Source organism: Campylobacter concisus, from assembly GCF_902460535.1.
Classification (GTDB): Bacteria; Campylobacterota; Campylobacteria; order Campylobacterales; family Campylobacteraceae; genus Campylobacter_A; species Campylobacter_A concisus_AS.
In genome coordinates, this window is the sequence record NZ_CABPTV010000007.1 from 96011 (window position 1) to 119703 (window position 23693).

At 39.6% G+C, this 23693-nt stretch carries 23 protein-coding genes and 2 tRNA genes; 7 read left to right on the top strand and 18 right to left on the bottom strand.

All coding sequences use genetic code 11. The features are described 5' to 3' along the window. The gene (gene gatC, locus FZ945_RS07095; RefSeq protein ID WP_002941258.1) at positions 1 to 288 is read right to left on the bottom strand and encodes an Asp-tRNA(Asn)/Glu-tRNA(Gln) amidotransferase subunit GatC; all 288 of its coding nucleotides are present in this window, start codon (positions 286 to 288) and stop codon (positions 1 to 3) included. A 124-nt stretch (positions 289 to 412) separates the two neighbouring features. On the opposite strand from gatC, the gene FZ945_RS07100 reads away from it, so the two are divergent. Genes FZ945_RS07100 through hisG form a run of 5 tightly spaced genes read left to right on the top strand, consistent with a single transcriptional unit; the run spans position 413 to position 3539 of the window. Then, positions 413 to 976 (top strand): hypothetical protein, encoded by a 564-nt coding sequence (locus FZ945_RS07100; RefSeq protein ID WP_148803524.1) that lies wholly within the window; start codon positions 413 to 415, stop codon positions 974 to 976. After that, positions 976 to 1983, top strand: a complete 1008-nt coding sequence (locus FZ945_RS07105; RefSeq protein ID WP_148803526.1) for an L-seryl-tRNA selenium transferase — start codon at positions 976 to 978, stop codon at positions 1981 to 1983. The genes FZ945_RS07100 and FZ945_RS07105 overlap by 1 nt, the downstream gene beginning before the upstream one ends. Further along, positions 1980 to 2312 (top strand): hypothetical protein, encoded by a 333-nt coding sequence (locus tag FZ945_RS07110; protein ID WP_148803528.1) that lies wholly within the window; start codon positions 1980 to 1982, stop codon positions 2310 to 2312. The genes FZ945_RS07105 and FZ945_RS07110 overlap by 4 nt, the downstream gene beginning before the upstream one ends. Continuing rightward, positions 2299 to 2928, top strand: a complete 630-nt coding sequence (locus FZ945_RS07115) for a type III pantothenate kinase (protein WP_148803530.1) — start codon at positions 2299 to 2301, stop codon at positions 2926 to 2928. The genes FZ945_RS07110 and FZ945_RS07115 overlap by 14 nt, the downstream gene beginning before the upstream one ends. Continuing rightward, complete coding sequence (gene hisG, locus FZ945_RS07120; protein ID WP_148803532.1) at positions 2925 to 3539, top strand: ATP phosphoribosyltransferase; 615 nt, start codon at positions 2925 to 2927, stop codon at positions 3537 to 3539. The genes FZ945_RS07115 and hisG overlap by 4 nt, the downstream gene beginning before the upstream one ends. 425 nt (positions 3540 to 3964) lie before the next feature. Here the strand turns inward: hisG and FZ945_RS07125 are convergent, their stop codons facing one another. From FZ945_RS07125 to tupB, 10 genes are all read right to left on the bottom strand, one after another. Then, the gene (locus FZ945_RS07125) at positions 3965 to 5290 is read right to left on the bottom strand and encodes an aminotransferase class V-fold PLP-dependent enzyme (RefSeq protein WP_148803534.1); all 1326 of its coding nucleotides are present in this window, start codon (positions 5288 to 5290) and stop codon (positions 3965 to 3967) included. An 86-nt stretch (positions 5291 to 5376) separates the two neighbouring features. Continuing rightward, positions 5377 to 5565, bottom strand: a complete 189-nt coding sequence (locus FZ945_RS07130; RefSeq protein WP_002941192.1) for a hypothetical protein — start codon at positions 5563 to 5565, stop codon at positions 5377 to 5379. A 24-nt stretch (positions 5566 to 5589) separates the two neighbouring features. Further along, entirely contained in the window at positions 5590 to 6333 is a 744-nt protein-coding gene (locus FZ945_RS07135; protein WP_002941311.1) for a winged helix-turn-helix domain-containing protein, read from the bottom strand. Next, entirely contained in the window at positions 6326 to 7108 is a 783-nt protein-coding gene (fdhD, locus tag FZ945_RS07140) for a formate dehydrogenase accessory sulfurtransferase FdhD (protein WP_148803544.1), read from the bottom strand. Before fdhD ends, FZ945_RS07135 begins: the two co-directional genes overlap by 8 nt. 219 nt (positions 7109 to 7327) lie before the next feature. Then, the gene (fdh3B, locus tag FZ945_RS07145) at positions 7328 to 7969 is read right to left on the bottom strand and encodes a formate dehydrogenase FDH3 subunit beta (protein ID WP_103636027.1); all 642 of its coding nucleotides are present in this window, start codon (positions 7967 to 7969) and stop codon (positions 7328 to 7330) included. Between the two features lies 1 nt (position 7970). Continuing rightward, the gene (locus FZ945_RS07150; RefSeq protein WP_080656674.1) at positions 7971 to 10796 is read right to left on the bottom strand and encodes a formate dehydrogenase subunit alpha; all 2826 of its coding nucleotides are present in this window, start codon (positions 10794 to 10796) and stop codon (positions 7971 to 7973) included. Positions 10797 to 10826: 30 nt separating this feature from the next. Next, complete coding sequence (locus FZ945_RS07155; RefSeq protein ID WP_002941238.1) at positions 10827 to 11000, bottom strand: twin-arginine translocation signal domain-containing protein; 174 nt, start codon at positions 10998 to 11000, stop codon at positions 10827 to 10829. Next, positions 10990 to 11685 (bottom strand): TorD/DmsD family molecular chaperone, encoded by a 696-nt coding sequence (locus FZ945_RS07160; protein WP_148803546.1) that lies wholly within the window; start codon positions 11683 to 11685, stop codon positions 10990 to 10992. The genes FZ945_RS07155 and FZ945_RS07160 overlap by 11 nt, the downstream gene beginning before the upstream one ends. Before the next feature lie 245 nt (positions 11686 to 11930). Further along, positions 11931 to 12884: a tungstate ABC transporter ATP-binding protein TupC gene (tupC, locus tag FZ945_RS07165; RefSeq protein WP_148803548.1), complete on the bottom strand. Its 954-nt coding sequence runs from the start codon at positions 12882 to 12884 to the stop codon at positions 11931 to 11933. 9 nt (positions 12885 to 12893) lie between these two features. Further along, positions 12894 to 13586: a tungstate ABC transporter permease TupB gene (gene tupB, locus FZ945_RS07170; RefSeq protein WP_103581934.1), complete on the bottom strand. Its 693-nt coding sequence runs from the start codon at positions 13584 to 13586 to the stop codon at positions 12894 to 12896. Between the two features lie 75 nt (positions 13587 to 13661). On the opposite strand from tupB, the gene tupA reads away from it, so the two are divergent. Both tupA and FZ945_RS10650 read left to right on the top strand, forming a co-directional pair. Next, positions 13662 to 14480 (top strand): tungstate ABC transporter substrate-binding protein TupA, encoded by an 819-nt coding sequence (tupA, locus tag FZ945_RS07175; protein ID WP_002941321.1) that lies wholly within the window; start codon positions 13662 to 13664, stop codon positions 14478 to 14480. A gap of 259 nt (positions 14481 to 14739) precedes the next feature. Next, on the top strand, positions 14740 to 16983 hold the full coding sequence (locus tag FZ945_RS10650; RefSeq protein WP_410369047.1) for a molybdopterin oxidoreductase family protein: 2244 nt from the start codon (positions 14740 to 14742) through the stop codon (positions 16981 to 16983). A 266-nt stretch (positions 16984 to 17249) separates the two neighbouring features. Here FZ945_RS10650 and FZ945_RS10315 read toward each other — a convergent pair whose 3' ends face one another. The 7 genes from FZ945_RS10315 to FZ945_RS07215 form a co-directional block, all read right to left on the bottom strand. Then, positions 17250 to 17897, bottom strand: a complete 648-nt coding sequence (locus tag FZ945_RS10315; RefSeq protein ID WP_187424179.1) for a tyrosine-type recombinase/integrase — start codon at positions 17895 to 17897, stop codon at positions 17250 to 17252. Between the two features lie 18 nt (positions 17898 to 17915). Then, the gene (locus FZ945_RS10320; protein WP_187424180.1) at positions 17916 to 18272 is read right to left on the bottom strand and encodes a hypothetical protein; all 357 of its coding nucleotides are present in this window, start codon (positions 18270 to 18272) and stop codon (positions 17916 to 17918) included. Positions 18273 to 18416: 144 nt separating this feature from the next. After that, positions 18417 to 18507 (bottom strand) — tRNA-Ser (locus FZ945_RS07195). A gap of 31 nt (positions 18508 to 18538) precedes the next feature. Then, positions 18539 to 18614: transfer RNA gene (locus tag FZ945_RS07200), tRNA-Phe, on the bottom strand. 116 nt (positions 18615 to 18730) lie between these two features. Then, a complete protein-coding gene (locus FZ945_RS07205) occupies positions 18731 to 19945 on the bottom strand; it encodes a hypothetical protein (protein ID WP_148803554.1) in 1215 nt (404 codons plus the stop codon). Continuing rightward, complete coding sequence (locus FZ945_RS07210; protein ID WP_148803556.1) at positions 19926 to 22625, bottom strand: hypothetical protein; 2700 nt, start codon at positions 22623 to 22625, stop codon at positions 19926 to 19928. The genes FZ945_RS07205 and FZ945_RS07210 overlap by 20 nt, the downstream gene beginning before the upstream one ends. A gap of 34 nt (positions 22626 to 22659) precedes the next feature. Beyond that, complete coding sequence (locus tag FZ945_RS07215) at positions 22660 to 23388, bottom strand: retention module-containing protein (RefSeq protein ID WP_148803558.1); 729 nt, start codon at positions 23386 to 23388, stop codon at positions 22660 to 22662. Positions 23389 to 23693: the final 305 nt, after the last annotated feature.

The window sequence follows — 23693 nt, forward strand, 5'->3', positions numbered from 1 at the left end:
TTACTCTATGATCTTTGGCACAGCAAAAAAGTGTCCTTCGCGTGAAGGGGCGTGCTTTAAAATTTCATCGACAACGTTACTTAAATGCGGCTCATCTTCTCTTAACGGAGTGCCACCTTTTATAGAGCTAACTACGGCCTCATCGCTGCTTAGATCAAGCTCGTTTAAAACATCGACAAAAGATACGATTTCACTTAATTGCTTCTTGATCTCTTCTCTTTTTTCATCATTAATTTGTAATGCTGATAGTTTTTCTAGTTTATTTAAAAGAGTGTCGTCTATTTGCATTATCAAGCAACCTTTTAATTGATTTTGAGGCATTATATCACATTCAAGCTTTAATTTTGGGCTACTTTTAATTTAATTATGCTAAAATCTGCAAATTAAAATTTTTCAAAAGCAAGGAAAAACGTTGGCTATAAAAGAAGACTTAACCGAGATAAAAAAAGAGATCGACGCCCAAGAGCAGTTTCTTGAGAGTATGATCAAGGGAGAGCGTTTTTTTAGGAAATACAAAACTTTGCTGATCGTGCTATGCGTGGCAGCTATCGTCGCACTCATCGGATTTTACGCTAGTAAGGTTTTAAACGACAACAGGGTTGAGGAGGCAAATTTAGCCTATTCAAAGCTTATCTTAAACCCAAATGACGCAAACGCTTTAAATGTTTTAAAAGAGAAAGAGCCAAGCATGTATGCGCTTTTCTCACTTGGACAAATGCTCGATAAAAACGATACAAAAGGCATTAGCGAGCTTGTAAATTTAAAAGTAAATCCGATTGTAAAAGATATCATTCTTTCACAAACTGTCGATGCAAATACTCAAATTTTAAGCGAATACAACGCACTTTTAAAAGGTTTTGAGCTTTTAAAACAAAATAAAATCAAAGAGGCAAATGTGGAATTTGACAAGATCGCACTTGACTCACAACTTCAAACTTTAGTTAAAAATTTAAAACACTATCAGGGAATAAAATAATGAAAAAACTTACACTATTCTTGGCCTTTGCCATGGCTTTAGTTCTAAGCGGATGCGGCACAAAAAGACAATATTTTGAGCCTGCGCAAACTTCTGGTGAGATATCTTTGTCAAAAGATCTTCCTTCTTACATCAAATCAGCAAATGCAAACGGCGCAACGCTTGATAATGGCAACATCATCACTAAAAATGGGCTAAATAAAAGCGTTACCTTGCCTGAAAATTTCAACTTCTTAAATGAAAACAACGGCTTTGTCATCTCAGCTAGCATAAATGGCGATCTAAACGTTACTGATCCTAGCGGTCACAGCGTTTATAGCGGTAAATTTCCAACTGCGATCGTAGCAGCCTCGCTTGATCAAAACCAACTTGCGGCTATCAGCGCATCAAACCACATTTACCTAATCGACATCAACACAGCTACGACACTAATGGAGTATAGCTCTTCTGACATCGCAGCGGTTGATTCAAGAGTTGTGGCACCTTACTTCATGAGCTCACTCATCGTCTATCCAGCACTAGATGGCAAAATTTACATCGTGCAAAAAGATAGTGGTAGAATTTTACGCGACGTTGTCGTAAGCTCTGAAAATTTCTTTAATAACATCATATTTTTAGGCGTTGAGGGCGATAACCTAATCGCAGCAACAGCCAAAAAACTAATCGTCATCAACCCAAGCCAGACAGTTTATTATGACGGTGAGATCAAAGACGTGCTAGTTCATAACGATGAAATTTACATCTTTAAAAAAGATGGCACGATCGTAAGAACAGACCTCATGCTAAAAGAGCAAAATAAGGTAAATTTCAAATTTGCTATCTTCTCAGCGGCTACTATCATCAACAACAAGCTCTATGTCATCGAAAAAACAGGCTATGTAATAAAGACAAATTTAGATCTTAGCGGAGCTGAAATTTATGAATTTAGCGACGAGATAAAAGATAAAAGCTTCATGGGAAATGGCGCATTTTACTACGATAACGAGTATGTTAATCTAGGGCAATGAACCAAAAAATTTGGGAGCTTTTTGAAGCTAAAAAGATCTTGCTAAGGGATCTAAAAAGGCTTGACCTTAGCGAATTTACCAAGAAACGCTCGCTTGAGGCGTTTTTTGGTGTCGATACAAAAAATTTCTACGAGATCGTTTTTTTAAGAAATGCAAAGAGTAGGCTTTTACTTAAAGAAGCCGGCGAGATAAATGAAATTTGCACTAAATTTGAAGAGAAATTTCAAACCAAGATAAAAAAACGAGTAATTTTCTACAACTCACAAATTTGCTCAAAGTCCCTAAACTACTTCAAAGAAAAAGGCTGGAGTTGTTATGATTTTGTGTGATATCGGCAACACCAACGCCTCTTTTTTGCAAAATGGCAAGATCACTCACGTAAAAACTAGCGAATTTAAAAACTACATACCAGACGAAAAGGTCTATTTTATCTGTGTAAATGAAGAAATTTTGCGCATGATAGATAACGACGAAATGTTTGTAAATTTAGAGTCTTACTTTGAGATAGACACGATCTATCAGGGGCTTGGAGTAGATAGAAAAGCGGGTTGTTATATGATAAATGATGGCGTTATAGTAGATGCTGGAAGTGCTATCACCGTTGATATAATGGCAAACTCACTTCATCTTGGCGGTTACATCTTGCCAGGCATCTCAACCATGTTAAATGCCTATAAAAGCATCTCACCACGCCTTGATGTGACACTAAATTCGCAAATCGACATCGATGCGTTGCCTCAAAAGACGAGCGATGCTGTGAGTTACGGCATCATAAAGCCAATTATCACGCTCATTTCAAAGCTTGCAGGCAGCAAAAAAGTATATTTTACTGGCGGAGATGGCGACTTTTTATCTAAATTTTTTAAAAATGCCATTTGCGACAAGATGCTGATCTTTCGTGCCATGCAAAAAATAATCGATGAGAAAAAGGAAATTTTAAAATGATAACAGTAGCCTTGCCAAAAGGCAGGATCGCGGAAGATACACTAGAAATTTTTAGAAAGATTTTTGGCTCTAGCTTTATGTTTGAGGATAGAAAACTCATCCTTGAAGAGGGAAATTTTAGATTTTTAATGGTTCGCAACCAAGATATACCAACATACGTCACCGAGGGTGCCGCAGATATCGGCGTGGTCGGGCTTGACGTGCTTGAAGAACATAAGCCAAATGTGGTGAGGCTGCTTGATCTGCAAATAGGCAAGTGCAAGGTCTGCATCGGCATAAAAAACGAAGAGGAGCTTGATTTTTCAAGGTCTGAGCTAAAGATCGCTACAAAAATGCCAAATATCACGAGAAACTATTTTGCCAAGCTTGCCGTTGGCGTCAAGATCATCAAGCTTTATGGCTCGATCGAGTTAGCACCGCTTGTCGGGCTAAGTGATGCGATCGTAGATGTGGTCGAGACTGGCTCAACCATGAAGCAAAATGGGCTAAAAGTGGCTGTTGATATCATGCAAAGCTCAGCCTATCTGATCGCAAATAAAAATAGTTTTATCATCAAAAAAGATGAAATTTTAGAGCTTTATCAAAAGATAAAAGATGAAATTTCAAAGTAAAAATTTGAAATTTCATCTTTTAAATTTAAAAACGCCTAAATTTATCTACTTTGAAGCTAGTAAATTTTAACCACATAAGATATTAAATTTGTGTGGCTTTCATATTTAAATTTGAGTAAATAAAAAGTTGTATCCGCTACTAAATTTATAAGCCAAATTTGAAAGAGGGCAGATATGCTTTGCTTTGCGGTTAGGTTTCTGGGTTGCTATGATAAATTTTAAATTTTTATTTCAGACCGACTAAATTTGATATAGATAAGCTGGTTTAAATTTAAAAAAATAGAGCTAATTTTGCGAAAACTATTTAAAGCAAAGCGTTTAAAATTTCAATGTGATTATGATATAGCTAGTTGTATCTGTGCTGGTGTTTAAAAATAAAGCGCTTAATCTCCAAAACATATTAAATTTAACTCAAAAAATTTAACCTAAATTTTCCCGCCAAACATCTCATACAACGCTTTTTCCTCGCCCCAAAGCTCGCGGTGCTTTTTGACCGATGATTTTATAGCATTTATGAGATAGAACACGTCCTCTTTTGTGTGCGTGTAGTGCATACTCACCCTTACAAAACCTGGCTTTTTCTCTAAGATCTTATTCTCTTTAAGCCCCAGCAGATCAAAAGCATAAGGCCCAGCGCACATCACGCCAGCGCGGCTTTGTATGCCGTAGTTATTGCTAAGTGTTGCGGCAAAGTCATATGGCGAAATGTCTCGCACATTAAATGAAAAAATAGGCAGTTTTTCTGCATTTTTAGGGCCATAAATGGTGATATCTTCGATACTGCTAAGCTCTTTTTCAAAGAAATTTGCCAGTTCATCTTCGCGAGCTTTGATATTTTCTACTCCGACACTTGCTTGCAGGCTGTAAGCTAGGCTTGCTCGCACTAGCCCCAAGATAGATGGCGTGCCAGCCTCTTCAAGCTGCTCGACGTTTTTTATAAAAAGGTGTTTTGAGGGCGTAGCAAGAGCGATGGTGCCGCCACCTGCAAAGCTTGGTATATCGCTTGTATAAAGCTCTTTTTTGATCGCTAAAAGACCACAACTACCAACTCCGCCAAGTAGCTTGTGAGGCGAAAAAAAGGCTGCGTCAAAGTAATCGGCATCTAAAATTTCATGCGAGCTGGTTGCTGCGCAGTCAAATGCCACCACTCCGCCAAATTTCTTAACGAGCGAGTAAATTCTCTTGTAGTCGGTTTTCACGCCTGTGACATTTGAGGCGGCGCTAAAGCAGGCGATGATCTTTCTTTTTGCGTTTAGTTTTAGCGTCCTCTCAAGCATCACGTAGTCTATCTCGCCGTTTTCATCAAGTCCGATGCGCTCGCAGTCGCAAAGTCCCTCGCGAAAGCTGATCTCATTTGAGTGGTGCTCATATGGGCCAACAAGCACGAGCGGTAAATTTACGCTTCTTAAATTTGCTTCGCCGATCAAGGCTCTTGTGGTTGGCGGTAGATAAATTCCCATTATCTCCTGAAATTTCTTTATCGCAGCCGTTGCGCCTTGACCTGTTGCTATTAGATAAAAGCTCTCATCAAGCCCCAAAAGCTCTTTTAGCTCAGCCCTTGCGTTTTCGTAGCGTTTTTGCGTTAGCACAGCACTCGAGCTGCTATCTGAGTGAGTGTTTGCGTAGGTTTTTAAAAATTTTGAAATTTCATCTTCGATAGGCGCATAGGCAAGGCCTGAGGCCGTGTAGTCAAAATAGTAAATTCCATCTTTTAAAATGATATTTTTTCTTACTTCATCTATGGTTGGCACGATTTTTCCTTTGGCTAAAAGCGCGATTATAGTGAAATTTTGTATAAAGTGAGGTTACAAGCGGGCAGGGGCGCCCACTCGCGTGTTTATTTGTTTAAGAAGTTTTTTTCTAACCACTCGTTAGCTTTTGCTTCACTCTCAAATCTTTGGCTCTTAGCAACTTGGTTTGCACCCTCATAGAAACGGATACGAATGCCGTCTTGAACGCTATCGATCTTGATTCTAGTGATCTTATCTTTGTTTAGATAAGTCCTGTCGTTTAGTTTTACATACATGTTTTCTCCTTTTAAAAATTTGGTTTATTTTTTATCGTTTTTCTTCTCATCTTGTTTTAAAAATAGCTCTTTAAAACGCTTATTTGCGTAGTCTTCAATGTCGTTTTGAAGCTGTTTATAGGCGTTTATAAGCTCGTGTGCTCTATCATTTAGCGTAGTGCCAGCGCTATCTCCGCCGCCTTGCTTGGTCGTAAAGAGATCTTCTTTTAAATTCTTTTGCAAAATTTGCAGATGCGACCAGCATTTTTTATAGTTCATACCTAAAATTTCAGCTGCCTTTGATATCGAGCCAACCTCGGCTATAACGTCTAAAACTTCGGTTTTACCCTTGCCAAATATAAGCTCGCCCTCGTCGTTTTCTATCCAAGTTTTTGTCTTTACTCTCATCTTTTTGCCTTTCTTTTCCTTAAAACAGCCTAGCTGACAGTACTTCACGTCAAAGCCGTAGTCTCTAAGCGTCGAGCGCATGGTCTTTAGTCCGCCATTAGCCGCCGCCATCTCCCTTGCATCTTTGCAAAAAACTCTACCTTTTTCGTCGCTCACTTCTTTTAGTTTTAGTGACAATGTAAATTTACCGCGGTCTTTATCCAAGCCACCAAACTGTCCAAGCTCGCAGTTATCTATCTTGATGCCAAGTCTGGTTGCCTCGTCGCTCACTTCGCCGACTTCTATGCCAAGCTTATTTGCGATCTTAAAAGCCGTGCCGCAGTCAAGTTTGCCGCTTTTATTTAGCGTTTGTTTTATTAGCTCTTCTAAATTTTTACTCATAAATTCTCTCTTCGCCGCTATAAACGTTGATATTTTCGCCCCTTGCAAAGCCGCAAAGCGTGAGCTCAAATTTACGAGCGATCACCACGCCAAGGCTAGTTGGTGCTGTCCTTGAGATAAGCGCTGGGATGCCGTGCATAACGGCCTTTGCGACCATCTCTGAACTAAGCCTGCCACTCACCATCAAAAATGAATTTGCTAAGTTAGCTCCGTCTAAAACGGCCTTGCCAACGGCTTTGTCGATCGTATTGTGCTGAGCGATATCCTCGCCTATGTAAAATTTATCTTCGCTTACAAAAAGCTTTGCAGTATGCACGCAGCCAGTCATCTCATAAAGCTCGCACTGCGTGTAAAACTCCCTCATCTGCGCAAGGATCATATCTTTGTTAAATTTAGCCTCGCTTTTTACGGCTCTTGCCGCCATCGCCTGTGGGTCGATATTTGCCGTTGAGCTTCTGCCGCAGCCACTTATTATGACCTTCTCTTCGTCAAACTGCTCTAGGCGTTTTTCATTCACTTTGGCACTTACATAGACGCTTAGCTCGTCGTTTGAGAGCCTAACTTCAGTTATGTCCTCTGGCTTTGTGATGACATTTTCGCTGATCAAATAGCCCACAGCAAGCGCCTTTTGATCTGTTGGCGTTGCCATAACGGCACCAAATTTTTTGTCATTTATGTAAATTTCAAGCTTGATCTCACGCACCAAAATATCATCAACCTGCGCTTTTTGCTCGCCTTTATATTTGATGATCTGCGTTTTATAAATCGGTTCCATCTTGCTCCTTGAAGTTTTCACAAATGATAGCCCAAAAAGCTAAATTTAATTTTGGATTGTAGTAAAAACTTGCTTAAACAAAGCAAAAAGCTTAAACGCATTTTGATACGAAATAAACGCCATTAGAGTTAAAATTTAATATGCAAAATAGGCATATTTCTTAAAGTATAAAATTAGAGAAAATAACAAATTTTATAGGTGCAAAAAGCACCTATAAATTTACGCTTTTAGTTTTAGTCTGTCGCCAGCGTAGTAAGCGATCTTCCAAACAGTAGTTTGTTTTAGGTCTTTTTCGCCATAACCTCTTGCAGCAACTCTGTCATTGTAGATTTTTTCGATCACATCTGACTCGCCAACCAACAAAGCCTTTGTAGAGCACATCGCAGCACAAACTGGCACTTTGCCCTCAGAAATTCTATCTTGTCCATATACTTCGCGCTCTTCTTCGCTATTAGTTGGTAGCGGACCGCCTGCACACATGGTGCATTTATCCATTACGCCTCTTGCACCAAACGCACCATCTTTAGGGAATTGCGGTGCACCAAATGGGCAAGCATATAAGCAGTATCCACAACCTATACAAATGTCTTTATCGTGAAGCACGATGCCATCAGCTCTGATGTAGAAACAATCAACCGGACAAACAAGCGAACAAGGTGCATCTTCGCAGTGCATACATGCTATTGACGTTGAAATTTCTTTACCTGGCACACCTTCATTTAGTGTGACGACGCGGCGTCTTCTAACGCCGATAGGCAACTCATGAGCTTCATCACACGCTACCGCGCAACCGTTGCAATCAATGCACCTATCTGTGTCGCAGTAAAATTTAAGTCTATTATTATCGTTAAATGCGCTCATATTATGCCCTTTCTATGCGGCAAAGACCGCCTTTTGTTTCTGGAATTTGAGTGACTATATCATATCCATAGTTTGTTACGGTATTTGCACTCTCACCAACCGCAAATGGCAAAGTTCCTTCTGGGAAATTTCCAGTCATATCAACACCTTGCATATATCCAGCCCAGTGGAATGGCAAGAAGATCATATTAGGCTTGACCGATGGCACGATCCTTGCACGAACCTTGATCTTAGTGCCCTCAGGTGAATAAACCCAAACAAAATCCCAATTTTTAATGCCATGTTTAGCCGCTAGCTCTGGGTGGATGTCGGCAAACATCTCAGGCGTAATGCGTGATAGATACTTACTAGCACGCGTCTCCATACCAGCACCACTGAAATTTACGAGACGAGCTGTAATAAGGTTGATAGGGAATTCTTTTGAGAAGTCCTTGCTTTGTTGCAAACTCTTATACTTCGTATAGACGCGGTAGTGATTTGGTTTATCCTCAAAGCTTGGATATTTTTGCGCAAGATCTTGACGCTGTGAGTGGATAGGCTCTCTATGCTGAGGGATCTGATCAACAAATGTCCAAACTATCGCTCTAGCACGTGCGTTGCCGTATGGAGCTATGCCTTTTTGCATACATTTTTCAGCGATTATGCCACTGCCATCAGTCGCCCATGTAGCGCCCATTTTTTCACGCTCTTCATCTGTAAGTTTTATGCCAAGAACCTCTTCGATATTTTTCTTAGTTATCTCAGGATATCCGCCATTTATCACGCCTTGCTCTGGAGCAGAGCCCATTGCAGCAAGCTGATTAACGCCGTTATGCTCTAAGCCGAAGCGGTTTCTAAATCCCATACCACCTTGCATTACTGGTTTGCTTATATCATATAAATTTGGACTACCAGGGTGTTTTTCCGTCCAGCAAGGCCATGGCAAGCCGTAATACTCACCAGCTACGTCAGTGCCCTCTTTGCCCATAAGTGTTTTTTCATCAAATTTATCCCAGTTCTCTTGGTGACGTTTTAGGCGCTCAGGTGTCCAGCCTGTAAGTCCGATGCTTTTTACGATATTTGCTATCTCGCGGGTAGCAGCTTCTGGCCACTCTATCTTGCCATCAGCGTCCCTTATAGTGCGAGTTAGCTCATCATAGAAGCCTATGCGTTTAGCTAGTTCAAATAAAACTTCATGATCTGGCATGCTCTCATAAAGTGGCTTACATACTTGGCTTCTCCATTGACCACTTCTGTTTGTAGCTACTACTGTGCCGCTAGTTTCGTATTGAGTTGCTGCTGGGAGAAGATAAACGCCATCTTTTTTATTAGTGATAACGCCAGCATCATTTACAAATGGATCCATAAGCACTAAAAGCTCAAGTCCGTCAAGACCCTCTTGAACCTTTGCTTGTTGCGCAGTAGATGTTATGCCGTTACCTATAACCACAAGAGCTTTTAGGCTATCGCCTGCGTTTTCAATAGCGTCGTTGCCATCTTTACCATCAAGCACACCAGCCCACCAGCGAGCTAGGGTAAATCCAGGCTTCATCATCCACTCTGGTTTTACAAAGTTGCCTTGTAGCCACTCGTAGTCTACTTTCCACATCTTAGCGAAGTACTTCCAAGTGCCTTCGTTTTTAGCGTAGTATCCAGGCAAGCTATCAGGTGCGTTTGCCATGTCGCTAGCGCCTTGAACGTTGTCGTGGCCTCTTAGGATGTTGCATCCGCCGCCACTTACGCCCATGTTGCCAAGAACTAGTTGCAAGATCGGAGCTATACGAGTATTTGAGCTGCCTATTGTGTGCTGAGTTAGACCCATCGCCCAAACGACTGAGCCAGGGCGGTTTTTAGCATAAATTTCTGTGATCTCTTTTAGCGTTGCAGCTGGCACTCCAGTCACATCTTCAACGACTTCTGGTGTCCATTTTGCAGCCTCTTTGCGGATCTCATCGATGCCGTATGTGCGCTCATCTATAAATTTCTTATCTTCCCAGCCATTTTCAAAGATGAGATTCATCATGCCATACATAAATGGTATGTCTGTGCCTGGGCGAATTTGTGCGAAATAATCAGCCTTTGCCGCAGTTCTTGTGTATCTTGGATCGACAACGATTAGTTTTGCGCCATTATTCTCTTTTGCTTTTAAAAAGTGCCTAAAGCCAACTGGGTGATTTACCGCTGGATTTGCGCCGATTATAAAGATAGACTTCGCGTTTTGAATATCTCCAAGGTGATTTGTCATAGCTCCATAACCCCACGTATTCGCCACACCGGCGACTGTTGCGCTATGTCAAATTCTTGCTTGGTGATCTAGGTTGTTTGTCCCAAACATCGCAGAGAATTTACTGATATAGTAGCTCTGCTCGTTGCTATCTTTTGCTGATCCTAGAAACATTACTTGCTCTGGATTTTTCTCGCGGTAAGCTTTTAGCTTTGCGCCGATCTCGTCAAGTGCTTGCGTCATAGAGATGCGTTGCCACTTGCCGCCAACTTTTTTCATCGGATATTTTACACGGCAGTGTGAGCGCACCATATCGATAACGTCTGCACCTTTACAGCAGTGACCACCAGCACTTACTGGGTGATCTTGTGCTACTTCTTGACGTACCCATGCACCATTTTCTACCTCTGCTAGCACTCCGCATCCTACAGAGCAAACTGTGCAGACAGTTTTTACTATTTTTGAGTCTGGAAATGGGTTTGCCATCTCTTGAGCTGTTGCTTCTCTTGTGACATTGCTTGCTGCAAAGCCGGCCGCTCCACAAGTACTTGCTAATGCAGCCATTTTTAAAAACGATCTACGGCCGATGTTGTTTGGCGTAGTGTTTAATCTAGCTTCAGACATTTTCATCCTTTCTTAAGTTTCTATCAAATTTTATTTTGCTTGTTTGTAGTAAAGTTCCCAGTTTTTGCTTCTTTTATAAAGCACTTCGGTCTTTTTACTCTTTCCTGATTTTAAATTTTCATTAGCATTTGCTGCTACCGCACCACTTGCTGCCACAGCGCCAACTAGACCGACTTTTTTTAGAAATTCGCGTCTATTTTGCATATGTACCCTCCGTTCTTAGTTTTCTTATCCTATTTTTTTCTCTTCTTATGCTTTCAGATCTTGAAAGACCATCGCTCTTTTTGTGGTCTATCTTGACTGGTTTTGGTGAGTTTAGTGCCACGCGCTCAAACGCGATAAATTCGTTTAGCAAAACGGCCACATCCTTGTAAATTTCACTATTTTTATGCTCATATAAATTCTCTATAAACTCATCAATGTTTGGATTTATAATATTTTTAAAAAGCTCCTCTTCGCACTCGTCAAATTTACCGATAAACTCGTTCATAAGTGTAAAGACAAAGCCTACATTATCTTCATTCTCTTTAAATTTACTCTCATCTCTTCTGATGTTTGTCTTAGCCAAAATTTTACGCACATCAGCACAAGCATGACCCACTTCATAACCCTCATCGTAAAAAGAGAGCGAATTTCGAAGCGGACTTGGCGGAGTGTGAAAAATGTCATCAAATTCGGTGATCAAATTCTCTGGATTTTTTTCATCAAATTTACTTTTTATATTAGTAGCAGCTCGCGATACTTCATCATTTAGGCTGTATTCTTCTATGAGATCAAGCATTTTACTAAGACTGTCAAATCTCTTTTCATCTTCACTAAATACGAAGAATTTAGAGAAAGTAGCGTAGTAAAGTTTTCTGCCAGCTGCAAATTCCTCTTTTGTGCTCACCTTTTTCCTTAAATAGTTTTTTAACGACACTGAAACTATACAATTAATTGCCTTATTAATGTGGCTTAAAATAAAATAAATTAGAAAAGTTAAAAAAAGCTTAAATATGCCTTAATTGCATATTTAAAAACGCCATTTTTAGGGAGTTATATAAGATATGATTTTTTAGCAGGATTATTAAAATTTAGCTGTTTATTGATATCCATTTTTAAATTTGGGCTAAATTTAAAGAGTGGGAGTAAATTTTACTCCAAAGCGAGCATCGAGCCATCTTCAAATTCTAAAAATACTCGCTCTCCGATCTTTGTAATTTCATCATCGTGGCTAAAAATTTTGATCAAAAAGTCGCCAACTTTGACCTTCAAAAGCTTTTCATCGCCCATGTAAAGCGAGGCTGAGTGTAAAACCCCTGAAATTTGACCCTCTCCACCTGTTTTAGAAATTTTTATCTTGCTTGGATTGATCGTGATCTTGCTTTTGCCTTTAAAATTTGAAGGCAAATTTAGCCGTGCGCCACCACCAAAGCTTAGCACGCCACCCTCTATCTCAAAGATATTTTTGTATTCAAACTCGCAGACCCTTCCTTTGTGTAAAAACACGCACTCGTTTGCTAGCATACTAAGCCACTTCTCGTCGTGACTTGCGATGACAAAGCCGCAGCCATATCTCTCGTGCATCAAATTTATAGCCTTGCTAAAGAGCTTTGAAGTGGCGATATCAACGCTATTTGTCGGCTCATCAAGTAGATAAAATGGCACCCTTAAAGAAAGTGCAAGTGCAAATGCGATGCGCTGCGTCTGACCAGAGCTTAGCTCAAAGTGGCGCTTGTCTAAAAATTTCTCATCAAGTCCCACGAGAGCTAGTGCTTCGCTGATTCGCTCATCAAATTCGCTTAGTAAATTTCTACTTTTTAAGATGACTTTGAAATTTTCTTTAACGCTTCTTTTTAAAAGGGCAGGCTCAGGCAGCAAAACGCAAATTTTGCGCAGCATTTCAAGGCTCGGCCTATTTTCACCCCAAAGTGAAATTTCGCCGCTATCTGGGCTTTGCAGACGCGAGAGCACTCTTATTAGCGTGCTTTTTCCACTGCCATTACTACCCATTAGAGCGGTTATCTTTTTGGTATTTATATCAAGGCTTGGGATATTTAGGATCTCGCTTTTGCCATAGCTTAGGTGTAAATTTCTTATCTTTATCAAAATTTGCTCCTATTTGTCTAGTTTTTTGAGCGCAAAGATCGCTAAATTTACTAAAAATGCGATAAATATCAAAACCATGGCAAGCGCTATACCCATGGCAAATTCACCCTTGTTCGTCTCAAGCGAAACGGCTGTGGTGATCGTTCTGGTAAAGTACTTGATGTTGCCACCTATCATCATCGCAACGCCCACTTCAGCCACGATCCTGCCGTATGCAGTGGCGATGACGACCATGAGAGCGTAGCGCAGCTCGTAAAGCACACAGCAAACTAGCTTTGCCGGCGCAAGGCGTAAATTTAGAATAGTTAGATAGTGCTTTTTCTCCATATTTTCAACCACGCTTGCAGTAAGCGAGATGATGATAGGAAGGGCGAGCACAAACTGACCCAGCATGACTGCTTTTAGCGTAAAGAGTAAATTTAAGCTGCCAAGCGGGCCATTTCTAGTGATAAACGCGTATAAGATAAGGCCGATCGCAACTGTTGGCATGGCAAGAGCCGTGTCACTTAAAAGGCGCAAAATTTTTCGGCCCCTAAAGTCATAAAAGCCAAGCATGAAACCAAGCGGAAAGCCCACAAGAACGGCAAGAAGTATCGACACGCTTGATGTGTAAAGAGTAGCCTTGATGGCTGAATATGTTTCAAGGTTGCCGTTTAAAAGTAGATTAAAGGCTTCTGCAAAGCCATTAAGTAAAAAATCCAATTATTCTTTCCTAGCATATTTCTTAAGATTATTTTAAATGTGCTATAATATCACAATTTTTTTTAAAGGAGAAAAATGAAAAAGATTATTTTAGGCTCACTAGCAGCCGCAGTTTTGGCGTTTGGCGCTGACAATGAACTAATCATGGCGACTACAACAAGTACAGATAACACTGGCTTGCTTGATGCGATCTACCCAGCTTATAAGGCAAAAACAGGTGTTGATATAAAATGGACAGCTGTTGGTACGGGTGCTGCACTAAAGCTTGGCGAAGACTGCAACGCTGACATACTTTTCGTTCACTCACCAAAAGTTGAGAAAGAATTTGTAGAAAAAGGCTTTGGCTTAAAAAGAAATGCCGTAATGTACAATGACTTCGTCGTTATCGCTGATAAATCAATCGCTGATAAATTTAAAGGTAAAGATATCAAACAAAGTTTTGAACTTATCAAAAAAGATGGTATCAAATTCTTCTCACGTGGCGACAAATCAGGCACAGACAATAAAGAAAAAGGCATCTGGAAAAAGATCGCTGGTGAAGTCCCTGAAAAAGATAGCTGGTATATGCAAACAGGTCAAGGCATGCTAGCTACGATAAATGCTGCTGCTGAGCAAAAAGGCGTCACATTTACTGACCGCGGTACTTACATTAAATATGAAGCAAATCAAAAAGGTCATCCTGAGATGGTCATCATCAATGAGGGCGACAACGACCTTAAAAACTTCTACTCTCTAATCGCAGTAAATCCAAAACACTGCCCTAAAACTGACATCGAGAATGCAGAGAAATTTATAAAATGGGCGACAAGCGAAGAGGGTCAGAAATTTATAGGCGACTTTAAACTTCTTGACAAGCCACTTTTCACTCCAGACGCAAACACACGCAAAAACTAATACAATGGGCGAGCAATCGCCCATTTTTTATAAATTTTCATAATCTTTAAATTTATTTTTTAATCATTTAAGCTAAAAACCAAATTTAAAATAAGACAAAAAATGTTAAAAAGCTCCGTAAATTCAGTGTAAAAGTAATATGCAAATTTTGCATATTACTTAAAATTTTTTTAAATAAAATAATTAATTTTAAAACTACTTTTATTTTATAAGGTATATAATAACCGAACTATTAGAAATATTACTTGAAAGGAAATCTATGCAAAAGATTGTTCAAACAACCTGTCCGTATTGCGGAACTGGTTGCGGCATAGACCTTATCGTAGAAAACGGTAGGATAGTCGATGCGAAGCCAACAGACAACCATCATGTAAATGACGGTGAGTTGTGCTTAAAAGGTATGTTTGGTTGGGAATTTGTAAATTCTCCAAAACGTTTAACAAAACCAATGATGAGAAAACTAAACGGTGAGTTTAATAAACACGGCAAACTTGAAGAGGTAAGTTTTGAAGAGGTTTATGAATTTTTAGGAAAGACTTTTAAAAATAGCGTAGAAAAATATGGTCCAAGCTCTATCATGGGCTTTAGTTCAGCTCGTTCAAACAACGAAGACAACTATGTATTTCAAAAATTCTTTCGCGCTTTAGGAAGTAACAACGTAGATCACTGCGCTCGTCTTTGACACGCTCCAACAGTGGCAGGTCTTGCCAGCACCCTTGGAAACGGAACAATGACAAACGATCTTGTTGAGTTTGCGACTGACACAGATGTATTTCTACTAATAGGCACAAATACAAGCGAATGCCACCCGATCATCGCTATGCAGATGCAAAGAGGCTTAGAGCGTGGTGCAAAAATGATCGTTGTGGATCCAAAACGCACCGATATGGCTAAAAAAGCCGATATATTCTTGCAAATTCCAGTTGGCTCAAATATCAAAACACTAAACACAATGATGAATGTCATCATCTCTGAAAATTTACAAGATACAGAATTTATCGAAAAATATGCAGAGGGTTTTGAGTACCTAAAAGAAGCGGTAAAAGATTTCACTCCTGAGAGATTTGAGCGTGAGACTGGCGTCAAAAAAGAGCTTATCACTGAGGCTGCTAGGATGTATGCAAAAGCTGGCAGTGCTGCTATTTGCTACACTATGGGTATTACTCAGTTTAGCGACGGCACATCAAATGTATTCTCACTCTCAAATTTAGCGATCCTAACAGGAAATTTAGGTAAAAAAGGCGCTGGAGTAAATCCACTTCGTGGTCAAAACAATGTCCAAGGCGCATGCGACATGGGAGCACTTCCTAACGTCATCCCAGCAGGTGCAGTAAATAGCGCTTATGCACAAGAGCAAGCTCGCAAAGTTTGGCACTTCGAGCTTAATCCAGTGCCTGGCTTTAAACTAACATACGCACCTGATAAGATGGATAGCGGCGAGCTAAAAGTGCTTTACGTTTATGGCGAAAACCCTGTTATGAGTGACCCTTGGACAGAGCACTTTGTGCATGCTACACACCACCTAGACTGCTTTATTGTGCAAGATCTATTCTTTACTGAAAGTGCTCAAAAAGCCGATGTCGTCTTACCTGCAGCTGGTTGGGGTGAGAAAGATGGAACATTTATCAACACATCTCGCCGCGTTCAAAGAACCAGAAAAGCAAGTGAGCCAGTAGGTGGTGTAGAACCTGACTGGAAAGTAGTTTGTAACATCGCAAAAGCTATGGGACTTGAGGGATTTGACTTCTTAAGTGCAGAAGAGGTTTGGGATGAGCTTAGAAAACTAATGCCTAAATTCTTTGGCGGTATCAGCTACTATAGACTTGAAAAACTAGGTGGCATCAGCTGGCCATGCCCTGATGAAGATCACCCAGGCACACCTGATCTTTATACTGATCACAAATCAATGCTACCTGATGGTAAATTCCGCCTAGCTCCAGTACTTTACGCTGACGATAAAGATAAGCGTGCAAGCATGGAGGCTGAATTTAAAGCCAAAATGCATATACCTGATGGCTATCCAGTAGGCTCAGGTGCGATGAGCGAAGTACCAGATGAGGTCTATCCTTGCTTATTTACAACAGGTAGAAAAGTTTATCACTACCATACAGGAACGATGACTAGAGAGTGCCCACCGCTAGAGTATGGTGCTGGCATCGAAGGTCCGCTAATCGAAGTAAGCCCTGATATCGCAAGAGAAAGAGAGCTAGAAGATGGCTGCTATGCAATGGTAGAGAACAAACGCGGCAGGATCGCAGCTAAGCTTCGTGTAAATCCTGACCTTAGAGAGAGTACGATATTTACGACTTTCCACTATAGTGAGGCTGACGGCAATGAGCTCGCAAACGCACAAGACCACGACCCACTCTCAGGTATCACACCTCTTAAGATCACTATAGCTAACATAAAAAAATTAAGCGAAGAAGAGTATATAGCATTTAGACAACAAAACGAGATGTCTATGCACTCTGAAAAACCTTATCTTTCACCTGTTAGATCATAATTTCAAGGGCGCAATGCCCTTGAATTTTTAATTCAAATTTTAATAGCAAACCAACTTTTATTAACTAAAATTTCCTATTGTTTTAGATGAAATTTCATAGTAAGAAAGGGCTATTTTTTAAAATTACTATGAAGTGCTATATCTATTTTTTACATCTATCAAGGCTCTTAGACTTTTAAAGCTTGTATGTGTAAAAGCTTTGTTGGCTTTAACTTTTAAATTCTGTGATCACTAGCTGGCGTGAGAGTATAGGTATTGTTTTTCTTTTAGCTTACTAAGGCAAAAGTTTTGGCTGTTTTTGAATTGTCACCAAAATGCTCAATATTCTTATGTAGTGGAATTTGCCTATATTTGCTAACGCCTCCTTTTTGCTTGGCAGTCTTAACATTTATAAATTTTATTCCATCCTGCTCACCAACATTGTCGCTATCAAGTTGCCAAATTTCATTTAGTCTTAATCCCGTATGAAGTGCAAACATCATATAATCTCTCAAATCTTTTCTTTGAGTGTCAAAAACTATCTTTAATTCATCTAGACTAAAGTTATCTTTCGGCGACTTCTCATCAGCTGAAATTTTAAAAGATGTAAGTATTTTAAAAGGATTGGTCGTGAGCTTGCCCATCTTTATGGCATAGTCAAAGAGCCTTTTTGAGTAAGATGTGTAGTTGTTGATGGTCTTTTTGTTGAGTTTTTTGTTTGCAAGAGTTGTTTGAAAGTTTTCGGCATCGCTGTAGCTAAACTCTTTACCTTGATGACCTTTAAAAAACTCATCTAAGAGCTTGCCAGCCTTAATATAATAGCCCTTTGTCTTATCACTGGATTTTAGTTTTAAACACTCGGTTTGCACATATCTTTTAGCTACTGCTTTAAAAGATAGCGGTGTGGCTTCTTTTGGACTTAAAGATGCATCCAATAATGTTTTGAGCTCTTTTTAAAGCTTTTCTTCTGGCGCTATTAGATTATAAAATTTAGCTATTACCTCTTGTGACAGCTCTTTATATTCGCTAACATCTAAAAATATGCCATTTTGTTTAATGCGCCGTTCATTTTGCATTTTGATATTTATTAAGACTCTTAGGTTTTTAGAGTTGGTATGTGTTGTGGTTATCTTTTTAGCAAGAGCTTCGTTGGCTGCAGCTTTTATAGAATTTGCCAGTCTTACTGCCTCATCTATATCTTTTGTGAAAAGGCAAAATTTAACAGTTAGCTTTTTACCATCTTTAAGAGCAGTATCAAAAAAGTAGAAATTTGGTCTGTTGAGAACCTTTGTGATCAATCTAGAGCTCATAGAATGATCCTAGTTTCTGTAACAAAAGTGCAAATTTTCTGTAACAAAGCTGATTTGTCTGAAATTTAGGACAAAAATATCTGCTAATAAATGCAGTTAAAACACCTAAATTTAGGGGAGTTGGAAAGAAAAACATTGTGTTGGTGGCGGACAGAGAGGGATTTGAACCCTCGAGCCCCGATTAAGAGCTGCACCCTTAGCAGGGGTGTGGTTTCAGCCGCTCACCCATCTGTCCGTGTCCATGAAAAAAGTTTATGAAAAAGAAATGGTGGTTAGAGGCAGAATCGAACTGCCGACACGCAGATTTTCAGTCTGCTGCTCTACCGACTGAGCTATCCAACCACGTTGATAAAAGAAATTGGATTATACATTTTAAATATTTAAACTAAGTTTAAAAATCTAAAAGATGCTTTATTTTTAAAATTAGGCTATAAATTTATAGCCTAATGAGATTAAATTTAATGTAAATCTACTACACTTACATCTTTATCTATCTCGATAAAAAATGTTTGTGCGCTTGCTCCGCTACCATATACGCCTTTATAGACTTGATTTACCGCGTGACCACTTGCATCAACTGCTACTTTGTTGTACTCATCTCCGATAACGCTATGTTTTGAATTTAGCATCGTTACTTCACTATCTGTTGCTTGTGTAAAGATAGTTCCTTTGCCTTTTAGGGCTACTATGTCATCGCTGTCGCCAAAGATTTTTAGCACTGTGTTGATATTTTCTGTGCCAGCCTTGCCTGTTATCTTTGTGACCCTTGAGTCTATGATATCAAGCACGCTTTTGGCGTCTAGTCCTATAGAGACTGCTTGATCGCTTGTGCCTAGCTGTATGCGCTCAAAGCTTTCTAAATTTTTATCAAGGTTGGCTACTTTACTAAGATCAACATCATCTACAAAGATAAGTGTATCTATGCCACCTTTGCCATCCATTGGCTTGCCATTATAGACAAAGGCATCGTTTAGGTTGCTTCCTACGGTCTCTGTTGCGTCATGTTTTAACTGCACAATGTTGTTAAAGTCATTTGTATCATCTCCGTAGTATTTGCCATCTCTTTGGAGTATCTTGTGAAATTTATTGGCTTCATGATCTATAAAGCCATTTTGCTCTAGTGCTTTTACATAGTTATCGCTAAAAAGATGCGTGCCACTGCCAGCAGAGCCTAAGGTTTTATACTCATTATCTGGCTTTGCTTTCTCTTTTATGGCTATATTTAAATCAACATCATTATTGTCATCTACATAGGTTGCACTTAGTTTATAAAAACCTTTATTCAAAACAAAATCTTTCTCAACTTTTAAATTTGTTGCATTGTTTGCGTTCCAAGGTTTATGCTCAAATGATCCGTCTCCTATATCTAAGCGCACCATGCTTTGATAATCAGTAGCTCTTATAGTGTAAGTGCCATCTTTTGCGATATATATCCAGCCTTTCATTTTCATTATAAGGTCAGTGCCTATTGGTTCTGCTTCACGCAAGACATAGTTTCCTGTATGATTTACGTTATATGTTTTGCCAGTATAATCTTTCTCTTTTGCATTTGGTGAGTGTCCGACCCTTGCCATATCTTCTGGATTTAACTCTCCTTTTTTTGGCTTTGTAGCTGGATCTAGATAATTCTTGCCAGATTTAAATGAAATTTCATTAAAAAGTTGTTGTAGCACTTACTTCTCTCATTAGATGCCATTTATCATAACCAAGTTTTATATGCATTATATTGGCGCCATGATTATATTTATTTGCAAATTCTTTGTCATCCCATTTATAAAAATACATATCCACATCAAGACCGCTATTTGAGATCATAGCGACGGTTTGGACTGACATATTGCCAGCGTCATCTAGTCTTTTTACGATGAAATTTTTACTACCGCTGGTTAGTGTAGTTAGAAATTCGCCTTCATATTTTAGGTCAGTTAGTGGCAAAATTTGTTTAGATGAGTTATTTACATCGACGACATCTACTTTTATAGATGTCTTGTCGTCTGCTCTGTTTGGTGCATCTGCCTCGCCACCAAAGGTTACTTTGTAACTTTGCCCTGAGCCAGTCTTTGAGCCACCAAAGCTTGGCTCTTTTAGTCCATCTGGCGTCGCATCAAGATCGACTGTGATGGTTAAATTTTCACTTCGTTTTTCTACACCATTTTTATCTACATATGTGGCGTCTATGATGTGGTGCGTCCTATCTAGCTTTACGCCAGCTGCTTCAAAGTCAGCTACTACGATGTTGTCCTTTATATCTGCATAAAAACTACTTTTCACGGTGCCAGCTTGGTCTTTTACCTCTATAAGAACCTTGCCACCATCTCCACCTGTGGCTGTGTCAGTATCTTTTTGCGCGATACCAAATTTGATCATCGGACTTTCGTCGTTTGTAAGGGCGATCTTGTAGTTTATGCGCTCGTTAAATGTATCGTCAAATTTACTTGTTGAGATGATGTGCTCGTAATCTTTTTCGAGTAGGTATTTGGCTGGGTTGCTCACTCCGCCATCTACTGAGGTAACTAGCTTAACGTCATCTACATAGTCAAGAATGCCAAATTTAAACAATCTACCACTAGAAGAGCCAGTGAAAATTTTGGTGCCATCTCTTACAAGGTCTATATCAACAAGGGTTGGCTTGCTGGTATTTACTGGCACATCTTTGAGCAAGAAACGACTGCCATTTACTAGCTGAACATCTGTTGGATCATCTTTATTTACTACTTTGATGTATTCGTCTGTAAGTGTTTTGGTCTTGGCTTCATACTCGATGTCTGGGTCTGGCTTTTTCTCGTATGTGGTGAGAGTTTCGCCTGGTTTTGCCTCTTTTATGATGTAGGTTTTTATCTCTTGTTTGTTTGTATTTGGATTTAGCACGGAGACTTTTAGCTCGTCGCCTACTTTAGCTGTGCTCGGGATCGAGGCTAGGACATCTGAACCTGTGATGGTGACGCCGTTTGTGCCATCTATCAAGCCGTCGCCATCTATATCTTTTATAAATTTAGCCTTTGGCTTGTCGTCAAATACTATAAACTGGCTGTCAGTTGCGCCTTCGTTGCCAAACTGGTCGATAACTGTTGTGTCTATGCTAGTTTTTGCTCCATTTTTGATAGGAACGTTGATCTTAAATTTCCCACTGCTTGCGTCTATCTCGTTGCCATCAGGTGCTATGACCTTGCCATTTTTGCCGATAGTAAATTCTTTTGTTTCTGTGTTCCCATCTGGGTTTGTTATGGCTACTCTTATCTTTTCGTTTGGTTTGCTTTGAGTTGGGATACTTATGGTTACTTCAGTTTTGTCGCTATCGTTGCCGTAGCCATTTTCAAATGTATCAAGCTTGTTGTCGCTCTTGCCATCCACGTTTGGGAGGTTTTTGCTAAATTCTATCTTGGCTGATCTTGTAGGTGGTGTGATGTCGGTAGCTGCGGTGTTTTCGTTGGATTCTACTGTGCCATCGTTTTTGGTGATTTCAGTTTTTATAGTGGCATTTGTGCCCTCGCTGATAGGTATCTTTACGCCTGGGACTACAAATTTACCATTTTGGATAGATATAGGTGTATGGCTTGGATCATGTGCGTCATATACGCTTTTTTTATCAGGACTTAGGATAAATTCTTTTGGCGTTGGTGTGCCACTGCCTGTATCTATGGTGACTTTTACGCTCTCGCCTGGCTTCATAGTGTTTGGTAGATGGATATCTACGCTTGATTCGCTATTTTTTAGCTCGGACTTGCTTATAACGCCATCGTTATTGGTATCAGCGCTTAGTGTCGCTTCGGCTTTGTTGCTTATGGTGTTTGGCTTTTGCTTGATCACGCCTTCGTTGCCAAAGCGGTCTATAAACTGAGTTTTGATCTCAGTGCCTGGCGTGATAGTGGCACCATTTGGCACGTCAAATTCCATAGCGCCTTTGCCATTTGGTTTTAGTGGATAGACATTGCCAGCTTCGTCGGTGGCAGTGTTGTTTGCTTTGTTTATGGTGTAAATTTTAGTAACCGTGTCGCCGTTTGCGTCTGTGACTATAGACTTGATCTTATCACCACTTTTCATATCGTCAGGCACTAGAAATTTCACGTCAGTTTTTACAGAGTCCTCTCCTACGCCCATTTCGGTAGCGTCTATCACGCCGTCGCTATTTTTGTCTATGCTAAGTGTCGCGCTTACTTTTGATGCTGGTGGGACGTCATTTGTCTCAACCTTTAAATTTGAACCACTTTCGTGTCCGTTTTTATCAACTAAATTTACAGCGATATCTATAGGCTTGCCATTTGGGATCTCGACATCTGGGATATTTGCTTTGCCATTAGTAAGTGGCACTAAGTTAAAAGTAGGTGCTGTTGGGGTTGAGGTAGGCGCTGGCACTGGCGATCCGTTATCATCTACTTGAACGAGTTTGCTACTTGTAAGATCGATCTTGTATTTTTAGAGTTTGTGAGCCGCTTTTTATCTTGATGATATCGCCATCTTTAGCAGCTGGTGGCAAAGTGACAACCACAGGAGTGTAAAATTTATTCCCTCTTTTTGTAGTTTCAGGTGAAGCTAAAATTTCATTTTTGTCCAAAAGACCATCTTTGTTTGTGTCGGCATCTAGGAAAAATTTAGGGACATTGTCGATAAATGGCACACTTGGTTTTGTAGCTTGTGCTGGAGCACCTTTTACAGATGAGACTGGAGCGTTAAAAAACTTTTCAGAATTTATGATCTCACGTAGTGCGTGCTTTACGTTATCAAAGATGTTTGTATAGTGACCGCTTTTGCTAAAGCCTGCATTATTTAGCGATGCTTGACTAGATAAATTTGATCCGCCGTGGTGAACGTTGCTCTTATGTTCGCTATCTTCGTGTTTTGCATCTTTTTCATCTTTTTGTAAGCCAGGGATGACAAGCTCGCCGTTTTGCTCGGCAAAGACATTTGTTGTCCTAAAAGTAGAGTTAAAGCCGATGTTCGCAACCTCGCCATCATCAAAAACTATCCTTACTTTGGCATTGATAGCTGTTTTTATAATATCGCCCAAAAATATTTCGTCGCCTTTGTGAAGCACTCTTACGCTTCCATCTGGTGAAATAGCAACAACTTCGCCTACTATTTGTTTAACGATGGCTATTTTTAAGGCTACGATATGCATTTTATCCCTTTGTGATATTTTCAAATTTATTTTAAATCGACAAATTTCATTAAAAGTTTATAGTTTTAAGATTAATTATTTTATTTAAGTTTTATATAAAGGCTTTGATATATTTATAATTGATTAAATTTAGTTTTATTTGCCTTATTTTAGGTTATTTATAGATATTTTTTATAGTAAAAATTTATTTTAGTATATGATAAAAATTATTATCTATAAAGCATTATTTTTAGGGATGCTTATGAAATTTAAGCTAAATAGCACAAAAAAGCGGATTTTAGAGCATAATTTTTAAAATTTATGAT

What these genes read in the sequence shown, in the direction of transcription:
- gatC (WP_002941258.1), bottom strand. Translation starts at nt 288, where the DNA reads ATGCAAATAGACGACACTCTTTTAAATAAACTAGAAAAACTATCAGCA.
- FZ945_RS07105 (WP_148803526.1), top strand. Translation starts at nt 976, where the DNA reads ATGAAAAAACTTACACTATTCTTGGCCTTTGCCATGGCTTTAGTTCTA.
- FZ945_RS07110 (WP_148803528.1), top strand. Translation starts at nt 1,980, where the DNA reads ATGAACCAAAAAATTTGGGAGCTTTTTGAAGCTAAAAAGATCTTGCTA.
- FZ945_RS07115 (WP_148803530.1), top strand. Translation starts at nt 2,299, where the DNA reads ATGATTTTGTGTGATATCGGCAACACCAACGCCTCTTTTTTGCAAAAT.
- hisG (WP_148803532.1), top strand. Translation starts at nt 2,925, where the DNA reads ATGATAACAGTAGCCTTGCCAAAAGGCAGGATCGCGGAAGATACACTA.
- FZ945_RS07130 (WP_002941192.1), bottom strand. Translation starts at nt 5,565, where the DNA reads ATGTATGTAAAACTAAACGACAGGACTTATCTAAACAAAGATAAGATC.
- FZ945_RS07135 (WP_002941311.1), bottom strand. Translation starts at nt 6,333, where the DNA reads ATGAGTAAAAATTTAGAAGAGCTAATAAAACAAACGCTAAATAAAAGC.
- fdhD (WP_148803544.1), bottom strand. Translation starts at nt 7,108, where the DNA reads ATGGAACCGATTTATAAAACGCAGATCATCAAATATAAAGGCGAGCAA.
- fdh3B (WP_103636027.1), bottom strand. Translation starts at nt 7,969, where the DNA reads ATGAGCGCATTTAACGATAATAATAGACTTAAATTTTACTGCGACACA.
- FZ945_RS07155 (WP_002941238.1), bottom strand. Translation starts at nt 11,000, where the DNA reads ATGCAAAATAGACGCGAATTTCTAAAAAAAGTCGGTCTAGTTGGCGCT.
- tupA (WP_002941321.1), top strand. Translation starts at nt 13,662, where the DNA reads ATGAAAAAGATTATTTTAGGCTCACTAGCAGCCGCAGTTTTGGCGTTT.
- FZ945_RS10320 (WP_187424180.1), bottom strand. Translation starts at nt 18,272, where the DNA reads ATGAGCTCTAGATTGATCACAAAGGTTCTCAACAGACCAAATTTCTAC.
- FZ945_RS07215 (WP_148803558.1), bottom strand. Translation starts at nt 23,388, where the DNA reads ATGCATATCGTAGCCTTAAAAATAGCCATCGTTAAACAAATAGTAGGC.